At 64.9% G+C, this 19837-nt stretch carries 17 protein-coding genes and 1 pseudogene; 12 read left to right on the top strand and 6 right to left on the bottom strand.

Going from position 1 to position 19837, the window contains the following annotated elements; translation table 11 throughout:
• Nucleotides 1–191: 191 nt before the first annotated feature.
• The 3 genes from ABIC51_RS27490 (at nt 192) to ABIC51_RS27500 (ending at nt 3321) form a co-directional block, all read left to right on the top strand.
• Nucleotides 192–1466 (top strand): NupC/NupG family nucleoside CNT transporter, encoded by a 1275-nt coding sequence (locus ABIC51_RS27490; RefSeq protein WP_060172617.1) that lies wholly within the window; start codon nt 192–194, stop codon nt 1464–1466.
• A gap of 38 nt (nt 1467–1504) precedes the next feature.
• Nucleotides 1505–2821: a thymidine phosphorylase gene (deoA, locus tag ABIC51_RS27495; protein WP_226129529.1), complete on the top strand. Its 1317-nt coding sequence runs from the start codon at nt 1505–1507 to the stop codon at nt 2819–2821.
• Between the two features lie 62 nt (nt 2822–2883).
• A complete protein-coding gene (locus tag ABIC51_RS27500; RefSeq protein WP_175901536.1) occupies nt 2884–3321 on the top strand; it encodes a cytidine deaminase in 438 nt (145 codons plus the stop codon).
• Nucleotides 3322–3353: 32 nt separating this feature from the next.
• Here ABIC51_RS27500 and ABIC51_RS27505 read toward each other — a convergent pair whose 3' ends face one another.
• The 4 genes from ABIC51_RS27505 to msrB all read right to left on the bottom strand — a co-directional run bounded on the left by ABIC51_RS27505 (nt 3354) and on the right by msrB (nt 8012).
• Entirely contained in the window at nt 3354–4469 is a 1116-nt protein-coding gene (locus ABIC51_RS27505) for a Rieske 2Fe-2S domain-containing protein (RefSeq protein ID WP_027792251.1), read from the bottom strand.
• A 264-nt stretch (nt 4470–4733) separates the two neighbouring features.
• Nucleotides 4734–5429: a peptide-methionine (S)-S-oxide reductase MsrA gene (msrA, locus tag ABIC51_RS27510; protein WP_049096759.1), complete on the bottom strand. Its 696-nt coding sequence runs from the start codon at nt 5427–5429 to the stop codon at nt 4734–4736.
• Between the two features lie 121 nt (nt 5430–5550).
• Nucleotides 5551–7446 carry a cytochrome c biogenesis protein DipZ gene (locus ABIC51_RS27515; RefSeq protein WP_226129528.1) on the bottom strand — a complete coding sequence of 632 codons (1896 nt, stop codon included), beginning with the start codon at nt 7444–7446 and terminating at the stop codon, nt 5551–5553.
• 35 nt (nt 7447–7481) lie between these two features.
• Nucleotides 7482–8012 carry a peptide-methionine (R)-S-oxide reductase MsrB gene (msrB, locus tag ABIC51_RS27520; protein ID WP_021156789.1) on the bottom strand — a complete coding sequence of 177 codons (531 nt, stop codon included), beginning with the start codon at nt 8010–8012 and terminating at the stop codon, nt 7482–7484.
• A gap of 513 nt (nt 8013–8525) precedes the next feature.
• Between msrB and ABIC51_RS27525 the strand changes: the two genes are divergently transcribed.
• From ABIC51_RS27525 to ABIC51_RS27535, 3 genes and pseudogenes are all read left to right on the top strand, one after another.
• Nucleotides 8526–8930: a VOC family protein gene (locus ABIC51_RS27525; protein WP_049096763.1), complete on the top strand. Its 405-nt coding sequence runs from the start codon at nt 8526–8528 to the stop codon at nt 8928–8930.
• Between the two features lie 17 nt (nt 8931–8947).
• Nucleotides 8948–9212, top strand: a pseudogene (locus ABIC51_RS27530) (oxidoreductase); the annotation flags it as partial.
• A 38-nt stretch (nt 9213–9250) separates the two neighbouring features.
• Nucleotides 9251–9961: an SDR family oxidoreductase gene (locus ABIC51_RS27535; RefSeq protein WP_354006707.1), complete on the top strand. Its 711-nt coding sequence runs from the start codon at nt 9251–9253 to the stop codon at nt 9959–9961.
• Between the two features lie 226 nt (nt 9962–10187).
• On the opposite strand, the gene ABIC51_RS27540 is transcribed toward ABIC51_RS27535, so the two are convergent.
• Complete coding sequence (locus tag ABIC51_RS27540; protein ID WP_146254554.1) at nt 10188–11150, bottom strand: LysR substrate-binding domain-containing protein; 963 nt, start codon at nt 11148–11150, stop codon at nt 10188–10190.
• A 98-nt stretch (nt 11151–11248) separates the two neighbouring features.
• On the opposite strand from ABIC51_RS27540, the gene ABIC51_RS27545 reads away from it, so the two are divergent.
• From ABIC51_RS27545 to ABIC51_RS27565, 5 genes are all read left to right on the top strand, one after another.
• The gene (locus ABIC51_RS27545; RefSeq protein ID WP_124533601.1) at nt 11249–11641 is read left to right on the top strand and encodes a 5-carboxymethyl-2-hydroxymuconate Delta-isomerase; all 393 of its coding nucleotides are present in this window, start codon (nt 11249–11251) and stop codon (nt 11639–11641) included.
• 45 nt (nt 11642–11686) lie between these two features.
• Nucleotides 11687–13012, top strand: a complete 1326-nt coding sequence (locus ABIC51_RS27550) for an MFS transporter (RefSeq protein WP_175855945.1) — start codon at nt 11687–11689, stop codon at nt 13010–13012.
• 229 nt (nt 13013–13241) lie between these two features.
• Complete coding sequence (locus ABIC51_RS27555; RefSeq protein ID WP_146254553.1) at nt 13242–14288, top strand: polysaccharide deacetylase family protein; 1047 nt, start codon at nt 13242–13244, stop codon at nt 14286–14288.
• A gap of 123 nt (nt 14289–14411) precedes the next feature.
• Nucleotides 14412–14969 carry an ester cyclase gene (locus ABIC51_RS27560; RefSeq protein WP_059696924.1) on the top strand — a complete coding sequence of 186 codons (558 nt, stop codon included), beginning with the start codon at nt 14412–14414 and terminating at the stop codon, nt 14967–14969.
• Nucleotides 14970–15092: 123 nt separating this feature from the next.
• Nucleotides 15093–16016: a LysR family transcriptional regulator gene (locus tag ABIC51_RS27565; protein ID WP_124533597.1), complete on the top strand. Its 924-nt coding sequence runs from the start codon at nt 15093–15095 to the stop codon at nt 16014–16016.
• 365 nt (nt 16017–16381) lie between these two features.
• On the opposite strand, the gene ABIC51_RS27570 is transcribed toward ABIC51_RS27565, so the two are convergent.
• On the bottom strand, nt 16382–18463 hold the full coding sequence (locus tag ABIC51_RS27570) for a hypothetical protein (protein WP_226129523.1): 2082 nt from the start codon (nt 18461–18463) through the stop codon (nt 16382–16384).
• Nucleotides 18464–18699: 236 nt separating this feature from the next.
• Here ABIC51_RS27570 and ABIC51_RS27575 point away from each other — a divergent pair, with 236 nt between their 5' ends.
• Complete coding sequence (locus ABIC51_RS27575; RefSeq protein WP_175901517.1) at nt 18700–19818, top strand: helix-turn-helix transcriptional regulator; 1119 nt, start codon at nt 18700–18702, stop codon at nt 19816–19818.
• The last annotated feature ends 19 nt before the right edge of the window (nt 19819–19837 follow it).

Raw genomic sequence — 19837 nt, forward strand, 5'->3', positions numbered from 1 at the left:
CGTCTTGCCGATCTCCTGGTATGTAGAAGAACTGAGCAAGTCGACGAAGCACGCGACGTTGCTCGAACGCGGCCATTTTGTTTGCGTTGTCGGCGTGCATGCCGGCGAGTAATATCCACCGACGGCGTTTCGCAGGCACGCCGGGCCTGCCCGCCGAACAGTCCAACAACATTGAGAGCAAGGAGTACGAGGTGGATATTCTGCGCAGTCTCCTGGGTATGCTGTTCCTGCTGCTGGTGGCCTATCTGCTGTCGAACAACCGGCGCGCGGTGAGCGGCCGGACCATGGTCGCCGCGCTGTGCACGCAACTGGCGATCGGCGCGCTGGTGCTGTTCGTGCCGTCTGGCCGCACGGCGCTGGCGGCGGCCGCGAACGGCGTCAATCGCGTGCTCGACATGGGCAATCACGGCATCGCGTTCGTGTTCGGCGGGCTCGTCGACAGCAGGATGTTCCAGCTGTTCGGCGACGGCGGGTTCGTGTTCGGCCTGCGCGTGCTGCCGATGATCATCTTCGTGACCGCGCTGATCGCGGTGCTGTACTACATCGGTGTGATGAAGTGGATCGTCGCGATCCTCGGCGCCGCACTGGCGAAAGTGCTCGGCGTGAGCCGCATCGAGGCGTGCTCGGCCGTCGCGACGATCTTTCTGGGGCAGAGCGAGATGCCCGCGCTCGTGAAGCCGTTCGTGCGGAACATGACGAGCGCCGAGATCTTCACGGTGATGGCAAGCGGCATGGCGTCGGTCGCCGGCTCGGTGCTGGTCGGCTATGCCGGCCTCGGCGTGAAGATGGAATACCTGCTCGCCGCGTCGTTCATGGCGGTGCCCGGCGGCCTGCTGTTCGGCAAGCTGCTGTTTCCGACGGTCGAGCCGAGCCGCGTCGTGGTCGACGGGCTCGACTTCGACGACAAGCGCGCCGCCAACGTGATCGAGGCGGCGGCGTCGGGCGCGTCGGTCGGGCTGCGGATCGCGATCAACGTCGGCGCGATGCTGATCGCGTTCGTCGGGCTCATCGCGCTGATGAACCTCATCGTCAGCGGCGCGGCGGCGTTCGCGGGCTTTCCGCAGATCACGCTCGTGGGTATTATCGGCCACCTGTTCGCGCCGCTCGCGTGGATCATCGGCGTGCCGTGGCACGACGCGGCACTGGCCGGCAACTTCATCGGCGAGAAGCTGATCTTCAACGAGTTCGTCGCGTATGGCGACCTGTCGCCGTACCTGAAGAGCGGCGAGCACGTCGCGGCGGCCGGCCTGCAGGTGCTCGACCCGAAGACGCTCGCGATCGTGTCGTTCGCGCTGTGCGGCTTCGCGAACTTCTCGTCGATCGCGATCCTTGCGGGCGGCTTCAGCGCGGTCGCGCCCGAGCGCCGCTCGGAAGTCGCGCGGCACGGCCTGCGCGCACTGACGGCCGCGACGCTGTCGAACCTGATGAGCGCGGCGATTGCGGGCCTGTTCTTTTCGCTCCATTGAACTTGCGCCTGAACCTGAACGATCGAGGAGAGGCAACGATGTTTTTACCGCAGGAATTCATTCGCCGGAAGCGCGACGGGCAGCCGCTCGATCGCGACGGGATCGCCGCGTTCGTGCGCGGCGTGACCGACGGCAGCGTGACCGAGGGCCAGGTGGCCGCGTTCGCGATGGCCGTGTTTTTCAACGACCTGAGCACCGACGAGCGCGTCGCGCTGACGCTCGCGCAGCGCGACTCGGGCGACGTGCTCGACTGGCGCGCGCTCGATCTCGGCGGGCCGGTGATCGACAAGCATTCGACCGGTGGGGTCGGCGATGTCGTGTCGCTGATGCTCGGGCCGATGGTGGCCGCGTGCGGCGGCTACGTGCCGATGATCTCGGGGCGCGGGCTCGGCCATACCGGCGGCACGCTCGACAAGCTGAGCGCGATTCCCGGCTACGACGTGACGCCCGATACTGACGTGTTTCGTCGCACGGTGCGCGAGGTCGGCGTCGCGATCATCGGGCAGACCGCGCGGCTGGCGCCGGCCGACATGCGCATCTATGCGATTCGCGACGTGACGGCGACCGTCGAATCGATCGCGATGATCACCGCGTCGATCCTGTCGAAGAAGCTCGCGGCCGGGCTCGACGGGCTCGTGATGGACGTGAAGGTTGGCTCCGGCGCATTCATGCCGACCGCCGAACAGTCGGCAGAACTGGCGCGCAGCATCGTCGACGTCGGCAACGGCGCCGGCATGAAGACGACCGCGATCCTCACCGACATGAACCAGTCGCTCGCGCCGTGCGCGGGCAATGCGCTCGAAGTGGCGTGCGCGATCGACTACCTGACGGGCAAGTTGCGCCCGGCGCGCCTGCATGACGTCACGATGGCGCTGTCGGCGGAGCTGCTCGTCACCGGCGGGCTGGCGCGCGACGTCGAGGCGGCGCGCGTGAAGTTGCAGCACGCGCTCGATTCGGGGGCGGCTGCGGAACGCTTCGCGAAGATGGTCACGGCGCTCGGCGGCCCCGCGGACCTGATCGACGCACCCGCGCGTCATCTTGCGCGGGCGGAGGTGATCGTACCGGTTCCGTCGCGCGTGAGCGGCGTCGTGCAGCGGGTCGATTGCCGCGCGCTCGGGCTCGCGGTCGTCGCGCTCGGCGGCGGGCGCACGCGCGCGGCGGACGCGATCGACTACAGTGTCGGCCTGACGGCGCTCGCGGAGATCGGGCAGCGTGTCGAAGCCGGCCAGCCGCTCGGCCATGTGCATGCCCGCGACGCAGCCGCCGCGGCGCACGCGGTGGATGCGATCCAGCGCAGCTATGTGCTGGGCGAGACGGGCGACGCGCCGCCGACCCTCTATCAGCGGATCGGCTGACCGATCGCACGGTGCGGATACCGGCGATCGCTTCACGCCACGGGCGTATCGTGGCGGCCGGGATGCGGCCGCGCCGATGCGCCCCGGCACACAATCGGAGGCACGACGAGATGGAACGACACGAACTGATCGAAGCGGCGAAGGAGGCGCGCGAACGCGCGTACGCGCCGTATTCCCGCTTCAAGGTCGGCGCCGCGCTGCTGGCGCGCGACGGGACGGTTTTTCACGGCTGCAATGTCGAGAACGCGTCTTACGGACTCTGCAACTGCGCGGAACGCACGGCGATGTTTTCGGCCATTGCCGCCGGTTATCGTCCGGGGGATTTCACGCGGCTCGCGGTTGTGGGCGACACGGACGGCCCGATCGCGCCGTGCGGCGCATGCCGCCAGGTGATCATCGAGATCGGCACGCCGGACATCGAAGTGATCCTGGCCAACCTGAACGGGGCCGTCGACGTCACGACGGCCCGCGCATTGCTGCCGGGCGCGTTCCGCTTGTAACGAACGGCGCGCGCGCCGGCGCGCCGCTCACGTCACGCGCCGTCGCGCGCTTCGCGGATCGGGATCACCGTGCGCGCGCCGCACTGGCGCAGCAGGTCGCGCAGCTCGTTGATGACCGGAAACACCTCGTGGTTCCAGTCGGCGCCCTGCCGGTCATGCGCTTCCTGCTCGCGCTCGACGATCCAGCGATCCTCGCGGAAGATGCGCTCGGTGAACCAGACGAGCAGCGGCCACGCGAGATCGAGCGCGAACGGTATGCCGGGCTTGTGGATCGACAGCAGTCCGAACGTGCGGTTGGTGCGCTGCTCGGCGTCGAGCGGGACGTAGACGATCCACAGGTCCATCACGAGCGTGCCTTCGCTCGATCGGATCTGCAGTGTCTGGTACGGATAACCGGTGCGCACCGTCATCACGCTCTTGTCCGCCTGCTCGCCCGGCTTCTTGCTCGCGCCGAACACGAGCGCCTCGCCGACCGGCTGCTTGCCTTCCATCCGCGCGAACGTGTAATCCACCTCGACCCAGTCGTCGCCGCGGCGCCGGCCGACCGAGCGCGCACGCATCTGCCCCATCTGCTTGCGATGCAGGAACTGATGGTTCATGTCCATCAGGTTCTCGTGCATGAACGAGTAGTGGCACTTGACCTCGCGGCCGAAGCGGCGCGTCTTGAACGCGCGGTCGTCCGCCGATTCGAGCGCGGGGAACGGCCGCGAGTCGGCGAGCGTCGCGTCGCCCGGGAACACGAAGATCAGCCCGTGCGCTTCGCGGCACGGATAGGCGCGCACGCCGTTGGGCAGGCGCTCGCGGCCGAGGTACGGCACGTCGACGCAGCGGCCGCTGTCGCACGCGTAGGTCCAGCCGTGATAACAGCAGCGCAGCGTCTCGCCGCTCACGACGCCCGCGTGCAGCGGCACCTGGCGGTGTGCGCAACGATCCTCGAGCGCGTATACGGCGCCGGATTCGGTGCGCACGAGCACGATCGGATCGCCGGCGAAGCGCACGCCGAGTGTCTTGCCGCGTTTCAGCTCGCGCGACCACGCGAGCGGGTACCAGTAATCGGGATGAATCGGCACGCGGCGCAAGTCGCGCACGGCCGAGCCGGAAGAGGGTTCTCCAAGGGTGCCGCTGTCAGGGAAGGGCACTGCTCGCATGCGTGACGTCTCCGGGCTGGACTGGAATTCCGGGCGCCGCAAGATGCGGCGGGGATCTGGAGAAGTCTACGCGAAGTTGCCGGTCGCGGCGGACGCGATGCGGGTTTGCCCCGGCACGGCGCCCGCGGTTTCGTTGATGCAGCGCAAACCGGATCGCGGGCGGCTCGCGCCGGCCGTGCGTGGCCGCACGGGCTTCGGCCGCGCGGCGGGCGTTACCCGGTCAACCCCGTCACCCCGTCACGCGGCCGCGTGACCGCGTGGCGGTCACGAGCGCGCATCGCGCCACAGCACCGCGTCGGTGCGGTACAGCGCCGGGAAGTACTGCTTCAGCCCGGCGATCTTCGGCATGTCGTTGTACGCGATGTACGGCGCGTCGGGGTGCAGCTCGAGGTAGTTCTGGTGGTAGGCCTCGGCCGGGTAGAACCCCTTGTAGTCCTCGACGCGCGTGACGACCGGCGCCGGAAACACGTGCGCGGTGCCGAGCTGCGCGATGTACGCGGTCGCGACCGCGCGTTGCTGCGCGGTGGTCGGGAAGATCGCCGACCGGTATTGCGACCCTTCGTCGGGGCCCTGCCGGTTGAGCTCGGTCGGATCGTGCGCGACCGAGAAGAACACCTGCAGAAGCCGGCCGTACGTGATCCGGGTCGGGTCGTAGACGATGCGAACCGATTCCGCGTGCCCGGTCAGCCCCGAGCCGACGAGCGCATAGTGCGCGGTTTCGGACGCACCGCCCGCATAGCCGGCCGTGACCTGCTTCACGCCCTTCACGTGCTCGAATACGCCCTGCACGCCCCAGAAGCAGCCGCCGGCGAATACGGCCGTCTCGTCGTGCGATGTGCCGGGCGTTTCGTCGAGCGTGGGCGCGGGTACGGTGCGCATCGCCTCGGCGGAGTTGACGATGCGCTGGTAGCCGAACACGGCGAGAGCCGCGACGGCGATGGCGCCGATGCGGCGCAGCATCGCCGTGCGCCGTTGCGGCGCGGAACCGCGGGGGGAGGTGGTGTTCACGGTGTGCTCCTTCGGAAGGCGGAATGGAAAGCGGGGCCCGGACGCGGCGCCGGTGCGCCGCCCCCGGCCGGGATCAGCCGAACGTGAACGCATAGGCATTCACGCCGGGATCGAGAAACTCGATCGAGAACGTGCGATCGGCGATCGCGCCGGGTTGCCGGACCAGCTGGTACAGGCGTTGCCCGGTCACGGTGCCGTAGCCTTGCGCATCGACGTCGCTGCCGTGCGCGGCGCCGGGGGCCGCGCCGTCGAGCGTCACGCGAAAGCGCACCGGCTTGCCGTCCTCGTCGGGGCCGAGCACCAGGTGGAGGTCGCGCGCATGGAAGCGGTAGACGATGCGGCCGGCGGGCGCCGCGAGCGTCGCGCGTTCGGCGCCGACCCGCCACATGCCGGCGAGGCCCCAGTCGTTCAGATCGGGACGGGCCGGCTCGGCATAGTGATACGCCGCATCGCGCACCACGCCGCCGGGCGACACGAAATCCTCGGCGCGTGCGTAGCCGACGTAGGTCTCGGGCGAGCGGACGTCCGCGCTGTCGGCCGCCGCGAGCGCACCCTTCGCGGGCGCGCCGGCGAGCCCGAGCGGCACGTTCAGCGCTTCCGGATGGCCGGCCTCGGCGAGCAGCGACTGGATCGCGCGCTCCGATTCCGCGTACTCGCCTTCGCCGAAGTGGTGACGGCGCACGCGGCCCTGCGCGTCGACGAAGTAGTGCGCGGGCCAGTATTCGTTGTTGAATGCGCGCCAGATCGCGAAACGGTTGTCGATCGCGACCGGGAAGTCGATGCCGAGGTCGTGCACGGCCTTCTTCACGTTGCCGATGTCGCGTTCGAACGCGAATTCGGGTGCGTGCACACCGATCACGACGAGCCCGTACGGCGCGTACTTGCGCGCCCACGCGGTCGTGTACGGCAGCGTGCGCAGGCAGTTGATGCACGAATAGGTCCAGAAATCGACCAGCACCACCTTGCCGCGCAGGCCGGCCGCCGTCAGCGGCGGCGAGTTCAGCCACTGCACCGCGCCGTCGAGCGACGGCAGCGTGCCTTCGACGGGCAGCGCGGCGGGCGCATGCGTCGCGTCCACCACGCGCATCATCGCGCCGCCGGCCTGCGCGGCATCGGCCGTCGCGGCCATCATCGCGCCGCCGGAACCGTTCGCGACACCGTTGGCCGAGCCGTCCGCCGCGCGTTCTGCCACGTTCTCCGCCGAACCGCCGGCCGCGGCCATCGCGACCGGCGCGCCTCTCGCATGCCCGCCGAGCCGATCGACGAGCTTCGTTTCGAGCCCGCCCGTCGTGACGGTCGACAGTTGTGCGAGCGCGCCCGTATCGAGGCCGAGCGCGATCGCGCCGACGCCGGCCAGCAGCGCCGCGCCGATTCCGCGCTTGATCCATTCGCCGGCGCCGAGCGAGCGCTTCATCGCGGCGAACACCTTGCCGCCGATCACCAGCGCGACGCCGAGCGACGTCGCCGCGCCGGCCGCATACGCGACCAGCAGCAGTGTCGTGCCGACGCTTGCGCCGCGCAGCGCGGCGCCGGTCAGCACGAGCCCGAGGATCGGGCCCGCGCACGGCGCCCACAGCAGGCCGGTCGCGACGCCGAGCAGCAGCGACGACGCGGGGCCGGCCGGGCGGCCGTCGCGTTGCGCGAAGCCGGTGAGGCGGTTGCCGGCGGCGACGAGCGGGCGCGTCAGGTGCTCCGCGAGACGCGGCATCAGCAGCGTCAGGCCGAACACCGCGAGCAGCACGATGGCGACCCAGCGGCCGGCCTGGTTGGCCTGCGCGACCCAGCCGCCGCCGACGGCCGCGAGCGTCGCGACGACGGCGAACGTGAGGGCCATGCCGGCCAGTAGCGGCAGGCCGGTGCGCACGAACGGCTGGTCGGCGCGCGCGAACACGAACGGCAGCACGGGCAGGATGCACGGGCTCAGGATCGTGAGCACGCCGCCGAGGTAGGCAAGGACGATGAGCAGCATGGTGCGTTCTCCAGTCGATCAGGCGTGGGGCCGGATCAGGCGGTGGCGGGGTGGAAGGCGAGGGCGAGGCCGTTCATGCAGTAGCGCAGGCCGGTCGGCGGCGGGCCGTCGTCGAACACGTGGCCGAGATGGCCGCCGCAGCGGCGGCAGTGGACTTCGGTGCGGATCATCCCGAACGACGCGTCGGTGTGGGTGGCGACCGCGTGGTCGAGCGGCTTCCAGAAGCTCGGCCAGCCCGTATGGCTGTCGAACTTGGCGGCCGACGAGAACAGCGCGAGGTCGCAGCCGGCGCACGCGAACGTGCCGTGCCGGTGCTCGTCGTTCAGCGGGCTGGTGTACGGGCGCTCGGTGCCGGCTTCGCGCAGGACCGTGTACTGGGCGGGCGTGAGCCGGCGATGCCATTCGGCGTCGCTGAGGGTGACTTCGAAAGGCGCGGCCGTCTGCGGGGTGGCCGGCGGCGCGGCGAACGCGCGGCCGACCAGCGCGCGGCGGCCGACGGACGACAGGGTCGCAAGCGCGGCGAGGCCGGTGGCGCCGGCGAACAGCAGATGTCTGCGGGTGGGCATGATGGGCTCCTGGTAGCAGGTCCTGAAAACATGCGCCCATCGTAGTCAGCAGCCGGTGTCGAAGTCCTCACGGAAAGTTAAATGAATCGTGAAGTCTGGGATGTTTGGTTGGGGGGGCGCTGGAATCCGGACTTTGGCTTGCCGATCGAACCGTACCGGGATACGCGAGATGTCTGACCGAGGTCGCGAATCACACCGGGATGAGCAATCCCGGCTTGATCACCGCAGCCGATCCGGTGACGAAGTCGCCCTACACAGTCACCACTGATTCGTGACGGGGTATGCCGGGATGCGGAAGGGACGTAACAGGTGCAGACCATGGTCTGCACCCGTTTTCATTTTCTGTTGATCTTCCTGAATCTTCTCGGTCACTGACCAGGCTGATCGGGAGCGTGGAAACATGCACTTCCCATCTTCTTGTCATCGTTGAAAATCATTCAATCTCGAAGCCAATTATCAAGATCGACCGGGGGCAACAAAATACAACATCGCACCCTCGTACAGGCATGAGCCATGCATTTCGACCACGCCACCATCGTTACCGATGACATCGACGGTACCCGTTGCTTTTTCGATGAGGTTGTCGGTCTCGATACCGGGCCCCGACCGCCGTTCAGCGTGGACGGCTATTGGTTGTACCTCGATCGTCACCCGATGATTCACGTTACGCGCGCGACGCTTCCTGCGCAAAAAGGTCGTAGCACACCGCGTATCGATCATATTGCGCTGCGCATCGACGCGCGTCGCGAATGGGAGGCGTTGATCGAGCGGCTGACCACCAGGCGGATCGACTACACATTGAGCGACGTGCCGTTGTCCAACGAGCGACAGCTGTTCGTGTCTATTGCTCCGGGCGTTTGCGTCGAGTTCGTGACGGCACTCGCAACCAATGATCAAGGCGATATCAAGAATACTTGAACCGGCCACGCGATTTGCCGACCGCAGCCAACGCGCGTTATTACGCGCAGCGCGCGTCAGCGGCGCTGATCGTGACCGAAGCCACGCGGATTTCTCCGCAAGGTAAGGGTTACGCGTTTACGCCGGGTATTCACAGTGCGCGCAGATCGAAGGCCGGCGTAACGTGACAGAGGCGGTGCATGCAGAGGGAGGGGGCGCATCTTTTTACAGCTCTGCCATGCAGGCAGGATGTCGCACCCGGCTTTCCACGATGGTGCGTTGCCGGTAGTGCCATCGGCGGTGGTGTTTGAACGACAGATTCTTAACGGAGGAAACGGGCGATGAAACTCAATGATCAAAGGGTGTTGGTGGTTGGCGGAAGCTCCGGGATAGGTGAAGCGACCGCACGTGCATTTGCGGAGGCCGGAGCGACAGTGACGATTGCGTCGCGCGATGCGGCCAGGCTGGCGGCGAGCAAAGACAGGATCGGTTATGGCGTGAGTACCGGCGTGATGGACATTACCGACGACGCGAGCGTACGTGCATTTCTCGATTCGGCGGGCGAATTCGACCACGTTGTCGTATCGGCCGCCCAGACAGCCACGGGGCCGGTGCGTGGTCTGGAGCTTGATGACGCCTACGCGGCGATGGACAGCAAGTTCTGGGGAGCGTATCGCATCGCACGGGCCGTCCGCATTCGGCAAGGTGGTTCCCTGACGTTTGTGTCGGGCTTTCTGAGTGTGCGGCCGAGCAAGAATTCGGTCTTGCAAGGCGCGATCAATGCGGCGCTTGAATCGTTGGCGAGAGGACTTGCGCTTGAACTTGCTCCGGTACGTGTCAATACGGTATCCCCGGGCCTGATTGCGATACCTCTCTGGTCGAAGATCGATGCTGAAGCGCGCGACCGGATGTACGAAGGCGCCGCGGCGCGATTGCCGGCCGGTCGAGTTGGACAACCCGAGGACGTCGCGAACGCCGTGCTCTACCTTGCGTCGACCCCTTATGCGACGGGTTCGACGGTGCTGGTAGACGGTGGTGGCGCGATCGCGTAGTACGCTGCGTCGGGGCGCTTGCCGGTGAACCCAAAACATCATCGGACCTGACGGGCCGCGCCGTTGCGCGTGATCTTCCTTTACGGCCGCTTGCTGGTACCGCGCGTCCGCGATTTAGCGGAACTCCTTCGCGAATCGCTCACGTCCGTCCGGAGTTGGGGCGAAGGGGAGTATCCGCCTCATGAGCAGCCGTTCCGTCTACGCCACGGGCGTGTTCAGGATGCCGTCAACGCTGTCGAATACGCGGACGGCGGGACGGCTCCGACATGCGTGCCGAATCGTCGTCTGGCGTTTCCAGGCCAGACGAACGAATCGTTTGCAACATCGCTTCTTCAAAACGTTCCATGGCGGGTGTAAAGGTCCTGCCGCGGCGCCAGCGCAACGCAGCGATGCGCGCCAGGCCGTCGTCCGAGATAGTCGTCGTTTCGATTCGCGAGCCGGCCTGCACTGCCAGCGGGCTCGCGATTGTTGCGTAGTCGGCATGCTCGACGAGCCGTATCAGCGAATCGACATTGGCGGCCTCTACGCGAACGTCCAGCGCAATGTTTGCACTCGCGCATGCGGCGTCGATTTGCCCGCGCATGGCGAACGTCCGATTCAGCAGCGCGAGCGGTTGGGGCGCAACTTCCTGCAGGCTGACGGTCTTTCCGGCCTTGCGACGCTTGGATCGCCGGACGAGCGCCAGCCGTTCCGTGAATAACGTTCTCTGCTCGATGTCCGCATTCGACAAGTGAGAGAACGACACGCCGATATCCAGTTCAGTTTCGATCAGCCCTTGATCGATCGCCGCGGCCGGGAGTTCGTGAACGGACACGCGCAGCTGAGAATGCCGGGCGAGTAGCGTCGATATCGTCGGTATCACGAGCGATCTTGCGTAGGTGTCGATCGCACCAATGCGCAACGTGCCATGAACTTCGAGCGAGCGGTTCCGGACGCTGGCAAGCGTCACATCGAGCTTTTCCAGGATCGGCTCGACTTCCGCGAACAGGTCCGCACCCGCTTGAGTGAGCAGAATGCCGCGACCCACCCGATCGAACAACGTCACGCCGAGCAGATCCGCGAGCTCACGGAGGTGCTGCGAGAGTGCCGATTGAGTCAAATGCAGTCGGGCTGCCCCGCGGGTCACGCTGCCGGAGCGTGCGACCGCAATGAAGCTGCGCAGCAGGCGAAGATCGATGGCTGAATACATAACAGGGGCTAATGAATTGATGCGCAAAACATTAATTTACATCAGGTGATTCGAATCCTAACCTCTCACCCACGCATTCTTTCAACAGAGGTGAAGACATGCCGCACCTGATCATCGAATCCACGCCCGGGATTGCGCGACTGATCGATTTCCGATCCTTGACGAGCACGTTGCACGAACGGCTCGCGGCACAAGGGCATGCTTTGTTATCCGAATTGAAGAGCCGCACCTATACGGCCGAGCAGTTCTTGTCGGGAGATGATCCGACAAACGAATTCGTCGTCGTCAGGCTGTTGCTGACGAAACCCAGGAGCGAGCCGGTACTGCACGAAATGGGGAGACTGATTCACGACGTCGTGCGAGACGACGTCGAGCGTATCCAGCCGGCGTTCGGCTGGCAGTGCTGCGTACTCGTCTGCGATTTCAGCGGCGCGCCGTACATCAAGACCGTTCGTGACGGGACCCACGCCGAGACGGGTGCTTCTGCATGACGTGGCACGTACTAACAACAATTCATGGAGACTGAAATGGACATCATGCGCAGCACCGGGTGTGAGACGCCCGACGAACGGAAAGCAATCCCGGCAGACTCGTCGCCCGCGGATCTCGACGCACTTTATCGACGCATCGGTTGGAAACTGATGCCGTTGCTTCTGGTGGCTCAGGTTCTTGCGTATCTCGACCGGGTTAACGTCGGGGCCGCGAAACTGCAGATGGCAGGTGATCTTGGGTTGAGCGACACCGTCTACGGTATCGGCGCGGGGATATTCTTCGTCGGCTATTTCTTGTTCGAGGTACCGAGCAACCTCATGCTGCATCGTGTGGGCGCGCGCGTGTGGATTGCCCGCATCATGGTGACCTGGGGTATCGTTTCGGCCGCCGCGGCGTGGGTACATTCTCCCGCCACTTTCTATCTGCAGCGGTTGATCCTTGGCGTAGCGGAGGCCGGATTTTTCCCTGGCATCGTGCTGTATCTGACCTACTGGTTTCCTGCTCACCGGCGCGGCCGGATGACGACGCTGTTCATGAGCGCGACGGCGGTCGCAGGCATTGTCGGCAACATGCTGTCGGGTTGGATCATGACGAATCTCGACGGATTCGCGGCGCTGTCCGGATGGCAATGGACGTTTGTAATCGAAGGCTTGCCGACGGTCGTCGTGGGTCTCGCCGTGCATTATCTGCTGCCGAGCCGCCCGAACGATGCCCGCTGGCTGTCGCCGGAAGAAGCGGATGCGGTGTTGCGAGGCCTCGATGTCAATGCAGGTCGTGCCGAGGAGACGCAGCGCGCATCCAGGTTGTCGGCATCGGAGATGGTGTTGCTGACGACGATTTATTTCCTGCTTCTCGTCGGTCTGTACGGAATCGGCTTTTGGCTTCCGACGCTCGTGAAGGACACGGGTCTGACGAAACTGTCATGGATCGGCGTTTGCAGTGCGATTCCGTATTTGATTGCGGTGCTGGCGATGAATGTCGGAGCACGTAGCGCGGATCGTGCGGGTAACTGGGCGGCCTATGTCGTAGGCGGCGCCGGTGTGGCATCGGTTGGTTTCATTTTGAGCGCATCGTTCAGTGGCGCTCTGCCGGCCGTGATCGCGGGGCTTTCACTCGCCGCTGCGGGCACGCTGACCGCATTGCCTCTGTTCTGGCATCTGCCGACCATGCGATTGACCGGCACGGCCGCGGCAGCGGGGATCGCGACGATCAATTGTTTCGGAAACCTTGCGGGCTTCGCCGGACCGATCGCGTTCGGGTGGTTGAAAGACCGTCATCACGACGCGATCGGGCCGACCATGTTGCTGGCACTGAGTGCCTTGTCGGCTGCGGTACTCACCGCGATTTATCGGCGGGTGGCGAGGCATTGAAGAGACGCATGCCGAGTTTGCCTGACCTGTCTCGGTGGGATCCGAATTCTTTGGTCTGGATTGAAAGTCTATTCATTTCAAGGCCCATTTTCAAAATATGGGCGTTTGCCGAAAATTAATCCCACGCGCACGGTTTGGCGCGACATTCAATTTCTGTTCATTCGTCATCATGCACCGCAACGCGGTGACATAGACGCAGACGCGCTTGTGCGTCATGTGGAGCTTATCTATGGCAATTCAGGTCGATCAAACGGATCGTGATTCAGTCAATCAGGCGCCGGATCAGCCGACGCGCCGTTCCTTCCTGACCAAGGCCGGTGTCGGCGCGGGTGCTTTCGCCGTCGGTGCGATGCTTCAAACGGCACAGGTCGGCGCGCAAACGAATCATTCCCAACCGAACGCGGTAGCCGCGCCCGGGCGGGGAGAATTCTGGCCCGACGGCGCGCGGCTGGTCATTTCAATCTCGATGCAGTTCGAGGCGGGCGGGCAGCCCTCGAAGGGGGCCGACAATCCGTTCCCGAAGGTCGATTTCCCGGCGAGTGTCCCCGCCGATCTGGCCGCCGAAGCGTGGTTTGCGTATGGATATCGCGAAGGGATTCCCCGGATGCTGGATCTCTGGGATCGCCACGACGTGAAGGTGACGGCTCATATGATCGGCGAGGCAGCGAAGCGGCATCCGGAGATTGCTCGGGAGATCGTGGCGCGTGGCCATGAAGCGTCGGGCCACGGGCCGACGTGGAACTCGCAGTACGCGATGTCGCGGCCACAGGAACGCGAGTTCCTGATCCAGGCGCGATCGATGGTGGAAGAGGTGACTGGTCAACGCCCGATCGGCTATAACGCGAACTGGCTGCGACGCGGCCCGAACACACTGTCGTTGCTGCAGGAACTCGGTTACGTCTATCACATCGACGATACGAGCCGTGATGAGCCGTTCATCGAAAAGGTCAACGGCAAGGATTTCGTTGTGGTTCCGTACACACTGCGCAATAACGACATCCTGCTGGTCGAGGGCCGGAATTACTCTCCGGAAAAATTCCTCGAACAGATCAAGTTCGATTTCGATCAGCTGTACGAAGAGGCGGGATCGCGTCGACGCATGATGTCGATCAGCGCGCATGACCGTATCAGCGGAACGCCGCAGATGACACGTGCATGGGACGCGTTTCTGCGTTATGCGAAGAGTCATCCCGGCGTTGCGTTCATGCGCAAGGACGACATTGCACGGTTCGTACTGAAAAGCCCGATTACGGTACGCGAAAGCGAGACGATCTAGGGTATTGCCCGAGCGGCTTCGCACTGATGCGATCGCGCAGCACGTATTCCCGCCTGAACATTCAAAGCCGCATCATTTCCGGATTCATTTCATTTTTTCGAGCACACCGCAAAAGAGCCTGACGTGAAAACCAGCACCGTCGTTTCCGTCGTTTCCCGCATCGCGTTGGCCGCCGCCACAGCTGCTGCCGCATTGCCGGCCGTTTCCGCCACCGACGACAATCTCGTGCAACCGAAAACGCTGATTGTCGACAAGAGTCTGTCGAAGCATCAGGCCGAGCAACAGATCCGTGCGGCACGCCTTTACGATACCTTCTGGAGCACGGGTGACGAGGCCCAGGCCCGCGAGGCGCTGGCGGCCGATTTCACCGACCGCACGTTGCCCGCCGGCCGGCCGCAGGGCATCGCGGGGCCACTCGCGGCATCGAAGGGTTTCCATGGCGCCGTGCCGGACGTTCACGCCGACGTCGAACAGATGATCGTCGCAGGCGACCGCGTCATCACCCATCTGCACTTCACCGGTCACTTCACGGGCAGCTTCAACGGCGTGCAGGGAAAGGGGCAGGTGGTCGACTTCATTGCGACGGACATCTATCGCGTTCGCGACGGCAAGATCACCGACAACTGGCATCTCGAGGACAATCTGACGTTCCTCCAGCAGCTCGGCGTGGTCGCCAGGTAAATGGGCATGAGGCCGATCCCGACGGTCGGCCTTTCCTGATTCGATCTGCATCGCGTTACCATGCCGGGGCTCGCGCGGAGCATCGCGCGGCACAACCCATCATTATTTTCGCGTGACGCGATCATGGACAATCTCGGTGATATTCGCCTCTTCGTTGAAACGGCAAGCCAAGGCAGTCTTTCGGCTGCCGGCAGAAGGCTCGGCCTCTCTCCCGCCGCGGCGAGCGCCCGGCTCGTAAAGCTCGAGGGAGAACTCCATACTCAGCTGTTCGAGCGGTCGACCCGCAAGCTGCGCCTCACCGACGAAGGTCGCCTGTACCTCGTCCATTGCCAGCATGCGCTGCAAACCCTGGAAGATGCGCGCGCTGCATTGCAGGCCGGACGGGCGTCGGTGAGTGGGGCGTTGCGCGTGTCGGCTACCTCCGATTTCGGACGCACCGTGCTACGTCGATGGCTCGACGAATTCAACGAACGCCATCCGAACGTCACGCTGACGCTGGTCCTGTCCGATTCGCTGTCACATTTGCTGCAGGACGACATCGATCTCGCGATCCGCTTCGGCGTGCCGGCCGACAGTTCGATGGTCGCCAAGCGCATGGCCGACAATCGCCGTGCACTATGTGCGTCGCCCGACTACATTGCCGCGCACGGTATGCCGAACCATCCCGACGATTTGCGCGAACATCGGTTCATCGTACTTTCTTCGGCAACGGGCGCGGCGAACAACTGGCGTTTCGCGCGCGATGGCGAGACAGCATTGTTCACGGCACCGCTCGACAGTTCACGTCAAACGAACGACGGTTCGCTTGCCCGCGAATGGGCGATAGAGGGGCGCGGCGTGGCCATGAAGTCGATCTGGGACATCGGCGCAGATCTGCAGGCCGGGCGGCTGAAACTGCTCCTGCCGGAGTGGCGTTGCCCGGACGTGCCGGTGAACGCACTCTTTCAACGCACGCTTTATATGGCACCGCGCGTGCGCACACTGCTCGACTTCCTCGAAAAGCAGTTCTCCGAAGCTTCAGAAGCGTTAGCGCCGTTTCTGCGATAGCTCGCCTTTATCGGCGGCTATCGGTTTGACCTGTATCCGCGCAGATCATTGCGGCCAGTGAGCGAGTCGCGGGGAGGTCGGCGGCACTCATGGTCTCGAGTCGTTTCTGTCGTACCGGAAATGCCGCGAATGCTCGTCGCCTGTCCAGGGTGACCTGGACCCATCACGTGTGGGCTGGGCGCGAGGCATCGCGTCACGGAATGTCCGCTCGCGGTCTTCGTACGGCTCGGGAAGAGGCGATCCCGCTACTCGACGACACGGAGCGGGGTTCGACGCGACGCTCGCCGCTTTCCTCGCAGCCGGACACGACCAAGGTGATCCGGCATGCACGGGACTGTCAGCGAGCGCCGATTTTGGGCCTCTCGTTACCGGTCGTACTCGAAGGACTCGGTAAAGAGCGTGTCGACCGGATCGGACCAGTTCAAATTCACGAACGAGAAGTCCGTGCTGCCGGTCCAGCCGGCGACCGACGGAAACGCGACGCCCTGGTCGCCCGGCACGTTAAGCGTCACCGCAGCGCCCGGCTGGACCGGCAACGCCGATGCCGAACCATTGACGAACGTCGCCGCCGTCTGCCCGGCCGCGGTTGCGCGAATCTGCACGTTGCCGCGCTTGACGAACGGCAGTCCGGCTTTCGACGTCCAGGCCAGCGGAAAGGTCGTGCCGCCCACGAATGTATCGGCAGTGCCCGGCGTCAGCTTGTCGCGCGTCGATTGCGCCAGCTCGTGCCACGCGTACTGGCGCAGCGCTTCGGGAAGCGGCGACGGCGTACGCAAGCGAACCGTATAGTGTTTGGCTGGTGTCGACGTGTTGCCGTTTTGATATACGTCGATCGTATAGGCGCTGAACGGCTTGATGTCGGCCAGCTCGGCGGCGCTCAGTTGCGGTTTCGCCCACGCGGTATTGTTGCGCGGCGCGTCGCCGGGCCACGTGAACTGGCCCTGGGTGGCCGGATCCTGCGCGACGCCGGCGAGACGGAAATTGTTGCGGCACAGCGCATTCTTCGCCAGCGCGGCAAGCTGCGCCGGCGTCTGCCCGCTCGCGATCTGCGCCCGGATGTTCAAGGTGTCGCAGGTGCCGCTCGACGGCTGCAGGAACACGCCATTGCGCAAGCCGGGGCCGTTCACGATCGCGAAGTCCACGGCAGTACCGGTCGCATCGACAGCGCCCACCTGGAGGTTGAGCGAATCGACGAATGCATTGGTTCCCGTCGACGGGTTGGCCGGATTCAGCCAGTCCCATTTTTGCGCGTTCGCGTTCACCTTGCTCAATACCGCGCGCTGATTGCCGACCACGCGCCAGCCGTTGTCGCCGCTCGCGAGACTGCCCGCCCGCACCGCCAGTTGCACATGCTGCTGCATGCCGTCGCGAATGCCGTCACTGCGCGTCCACGCGAGCTTGACCCACATCGTGTCACCGGCAACGACGCGGATGACTTCCGGCAAGCTGAAGCTGGCGTTGTTCATTGCATCGTCGGCCACGATCCCCGGCGTTCTGCCGGCCACTGCACCGAACTCCTGGTCGGCCGACATCCCGTTGTTGAGATATGCAGCCGGCACGCCGGCGTTCAGCGCACTCGATGCGACGTCGTCCACGAAGATCCGGCCGCACGCCGCTACGTTGCCGCCCACGCGCGCGGTGCCGGTCGAGCCGGCGAAGCACTGGTTGAGTGCGGTCTGCAATGCGGCCAGATCGCTGGCGCTCGGCAAATTCGACACTACCGCACCGTTGATGGTCGCGGCGGCCGGCAGGCTCGCCTTGTCGCCGGCCTGCGGCGCGACACCCGGTGCTAGCTGAAGCTGTACCGGCGTATCGCTGGACGCGCCTGCCACCGAGCTGATCTCGACACCGCCATCCGGCAGCACGTTGACCTTCACCTGGTCGAGCAGCCGGTCGAGGCCCGGTGCGCCGGCGGTCAGCGGGCCGGAAATCAGGTCGACACCCGTATTGCCGGTCGCGGCCAGCAGGTCCGATAGCGCAGACGAATAAGCTTGCACGGTGCTCGCAACTGCCTGCGCGGTGACTTTGCTCTGCAGCAAGCCGGTGTCGGCGAGCAGCTTCGTCGGGTTGTCGCCGATGATCGTGGCGGCGATTGCGTTCGTGATCGGCGTGATGTTGATGGTCTGCGTGCCGGCTTTCGCGCTGAGCGCGATCAGCGTGGCTTGCGAATCGGCGACGTTGCCGTACGCGGACAATGCGAACGGCGCGCTCAAGCCCGTTACGGTGCAATGAAACGCGCCGGTCGACGCATCGGCCGGGCAGTCTACCGCTTTGCCGGTGGCATCGACCAGCTTCACGGTGGAGCCCTGCATCGCCGCGCCGGCGGCCGCGACCCCGCTGACCGTCTGTGCTGTTGGTTCGGCAGGCGACGAGGACGAACTGCTACCGCCGCCGCAAGCCGACAGGACGAGCACTGCAATACCGGATACGACAGGTGTGAGCTTCATTGTTTTTCCCCCGGGAGCCTGCTGGTTGATACGTGCCATATGCACTGCTCATGCACGCTGAATGGCCGGGATTCTCGCAAAGCCATTTTTTTTGATCATCATTCAGGTGGATGAAAATCAGGAAATAACATGGCACTGCATGCAAATAACCTGTGTTAGCCTGAAAACATTCGGTATTCGAAGCAATATCGTCAGACAAAATCAACATACGAAGATCGCGAAGCGACGGGGGGAGCATGCACCGTGACCAACTCATCGGGGACCTCTACGAGGCCGCGCTGCATCCGGATGGTTTTCTCGAAGTCTTTCACCGGGTATCCGAAAGCCTCGGTGCAAATGTATTTCACATGTTCAGTTGGGACGTCGCACGCAATGCGCCGAAATTCTCGATTTATTCTCCGCGCGCGGAATTCGACGAGATCGTCGCGCTCTACGATCAGTATTACGGCGCGCTCGATCCACGCCGAGGCTTCGTGGAGAATGCACCGCTAGGCGAATTCGTTTGCTGCCAGGATCACCTGACCGAGCGCGATATCGAACGCAGCGAATTCTTCCAGGACTATCAGATTCCGTCCGGCATTCGCTATCTGATGGGCATTCGGTTCGCCCGCCCCGGTAGCGACAACATCTTGCTCGGGCTGCTGCGCGCGCACGGGCGCCCGCCCTATTCACCGGAAGAGCGTGCGACGCTGACCGGCATGGCCGGGCATCTGCAACGTTCGATCAACCTGTGGCAGGACGCCAGGGTACTGCATCACGATGCGGCACTCGGTACCGAACTGATGGAGGAACTGGGCCTGTCCGTCTTCGCGCTGGACCGGCATGCACGCATCGTGTTCGCCAACAGGGCGGCCGAAGCGATGCTCCGCGCGGCCACCTGGATCAGGCTCGAGAACGGTCATCTTGGCGCGGTAAGTGCGCCTCAGAATGACGCGCTCAAGGCGGCGCTGGGGCGTGTCGCGAAAACCCGCAAAAGCGAGAGTCTGGCCTTGTCCAGCACCGTGAACGCCGCGCACGAAGTCTTTCTGAGCATCGCCGCCTTGTCCGGACACGGGCGGCATGCCGTTCTCGGCGATGCGACGCTGCTGGTCACGGCCAGGCAACGTAGCGGGGCGCCGCTCGTCGCCGCGCAACAGTTACGACAGGCGTTCGGCTTGTCGAGCGCGGAAGCCGCCGTCGCCGAGGCGTTGATCGGTGGCAAGACGCCGGACGAATGCGCGGCCAGCGCGGGTGTGTCGCTCGCGACCATTCGCACCCAGTTGCGCGCGATCTACGAGAAGACGCACACCCGGAACCAGGCCGAGGCAGTGGGACGGATGCTCTGGGTGCTACCTCGGCATTCGCGCGGTGATTGATGCTTCGAAACCGCTCGCC

The sequence above is a fragment of the Burkholderia sp. 572 genome, assembly GCF_040545135.1.
In the GTDB taxonomy this organism is placed as follows: Bacteria; Pseudomonadota; Gammaproteobacteria; order Burkholderiales; family Burkholderiaceae; genus Burkholderia; species Burkholderia cepacia.

Bases quoted from the DNA above. Each gene is read 5' to 3' on its own strand.
- deoA (WP_226129529.1), top strand. From the start codon at position 1,505: ATGTTTTTACCGCAGGAATTCATTCGCCGGAAGCGCGACGGGCAGCCG.
- ABIC51_RS27500 (WP_175901536.1), top strand. From the start codon at position 2,884: ATGCGGCCGCGCCGATGCGCCCCGGCACACAATCGGAGGCACGACGAG.
- ABIC51_RS27505 (WP_027792251.1), bottom strand. From the start codon at position 4,469: ATGCGAGCAGTGCCCTTCCCTGACAGCGGCACCCTTGGAGAACCCTCT.
- msrA (WP_049096759.1), bottom strand. From the start codon at position 5,429: ATGCTGCGCCGCATCGGCGCCATCGCCGTCGCGGCTCTCGCCGTGTTC.
- ABIC51_RS27515 (WP_226129528.1), bottom strand. From the start codon at position 7,446: ATGCTGCTCATCGTCCTTGCCTACCTCGGCGGCGTGCTCACGATCCTG.
- msrB (WP_021156789.1), bottom strand. From the start codon at position 8,012: ATGCCCACCCGCAGACATCTGCTGTTCGCCGGCGCCACCGGCCTCGCC.
- ABIC51_RS27525 (WP_049096763.1), top strand. From the start codon at position 8,526: ATGCATTTCGACCACGCCACCATCGTTACCGATGACATCGACGGTACC.
- ABIC51_RS27535 (WP_354006707.1), top strand. From the start codon at position 9,251: ATGAAACTCAATGATCAAAGGGTGTTGGTGGTTGGCGGAAGCTCCGGG.
- ABIC51_RS27540 (WP_146254554.1), bottom strand. From the start codon at position 11,150: ATGTATTCAGCCATCGATCTTCGCCTGCTGCGCAGCTTCATTGCGGTC.
- ABIC51_RS27545 (WP_124533601.1), top strand. From the start codon at position 11,249: ATGCCGCACCTGATCATCGAATCCACGCCCGGGATTGCGCGACTGATC.
- ABIC51_RS27550 (WP_175855945.1), top strand. From the start codon at position 11,687: ATGCGCAGCACCGGGTGTGAGACGCCCGACGAACGGAAAGCAATCCCG.
- ABIC51_RS27555 (WP_146254553.1), top strand. From the start codon at position 13,242: ATGGCAATTCAGGTCGATCAAACGGATCGTGATTCAGTCAATCAGGCG.
- ABIC51_RS27565 (WP_124533597.1), top strand. From the start codon at position 15,093: ATGGACAATCTCGGTGATATTCGCCTCTTCGTTGAAACGGCAAGCCAA.
- ABIC51_RS27570 (WP_226129523.1), bottom strand. From the start codon at position 18,463: ATGAAGCTCACACCTGTCGTATCCGGTATTGCAGTGCTCGTCCTGTCG.
- ABIC51_RS27575 (WP_175901517.1), top strand. From the start codon at position 18,700: ATGCACCGTGACCAACTCATCGGGGACCTCTACGAGGCCGCGCTGCAT.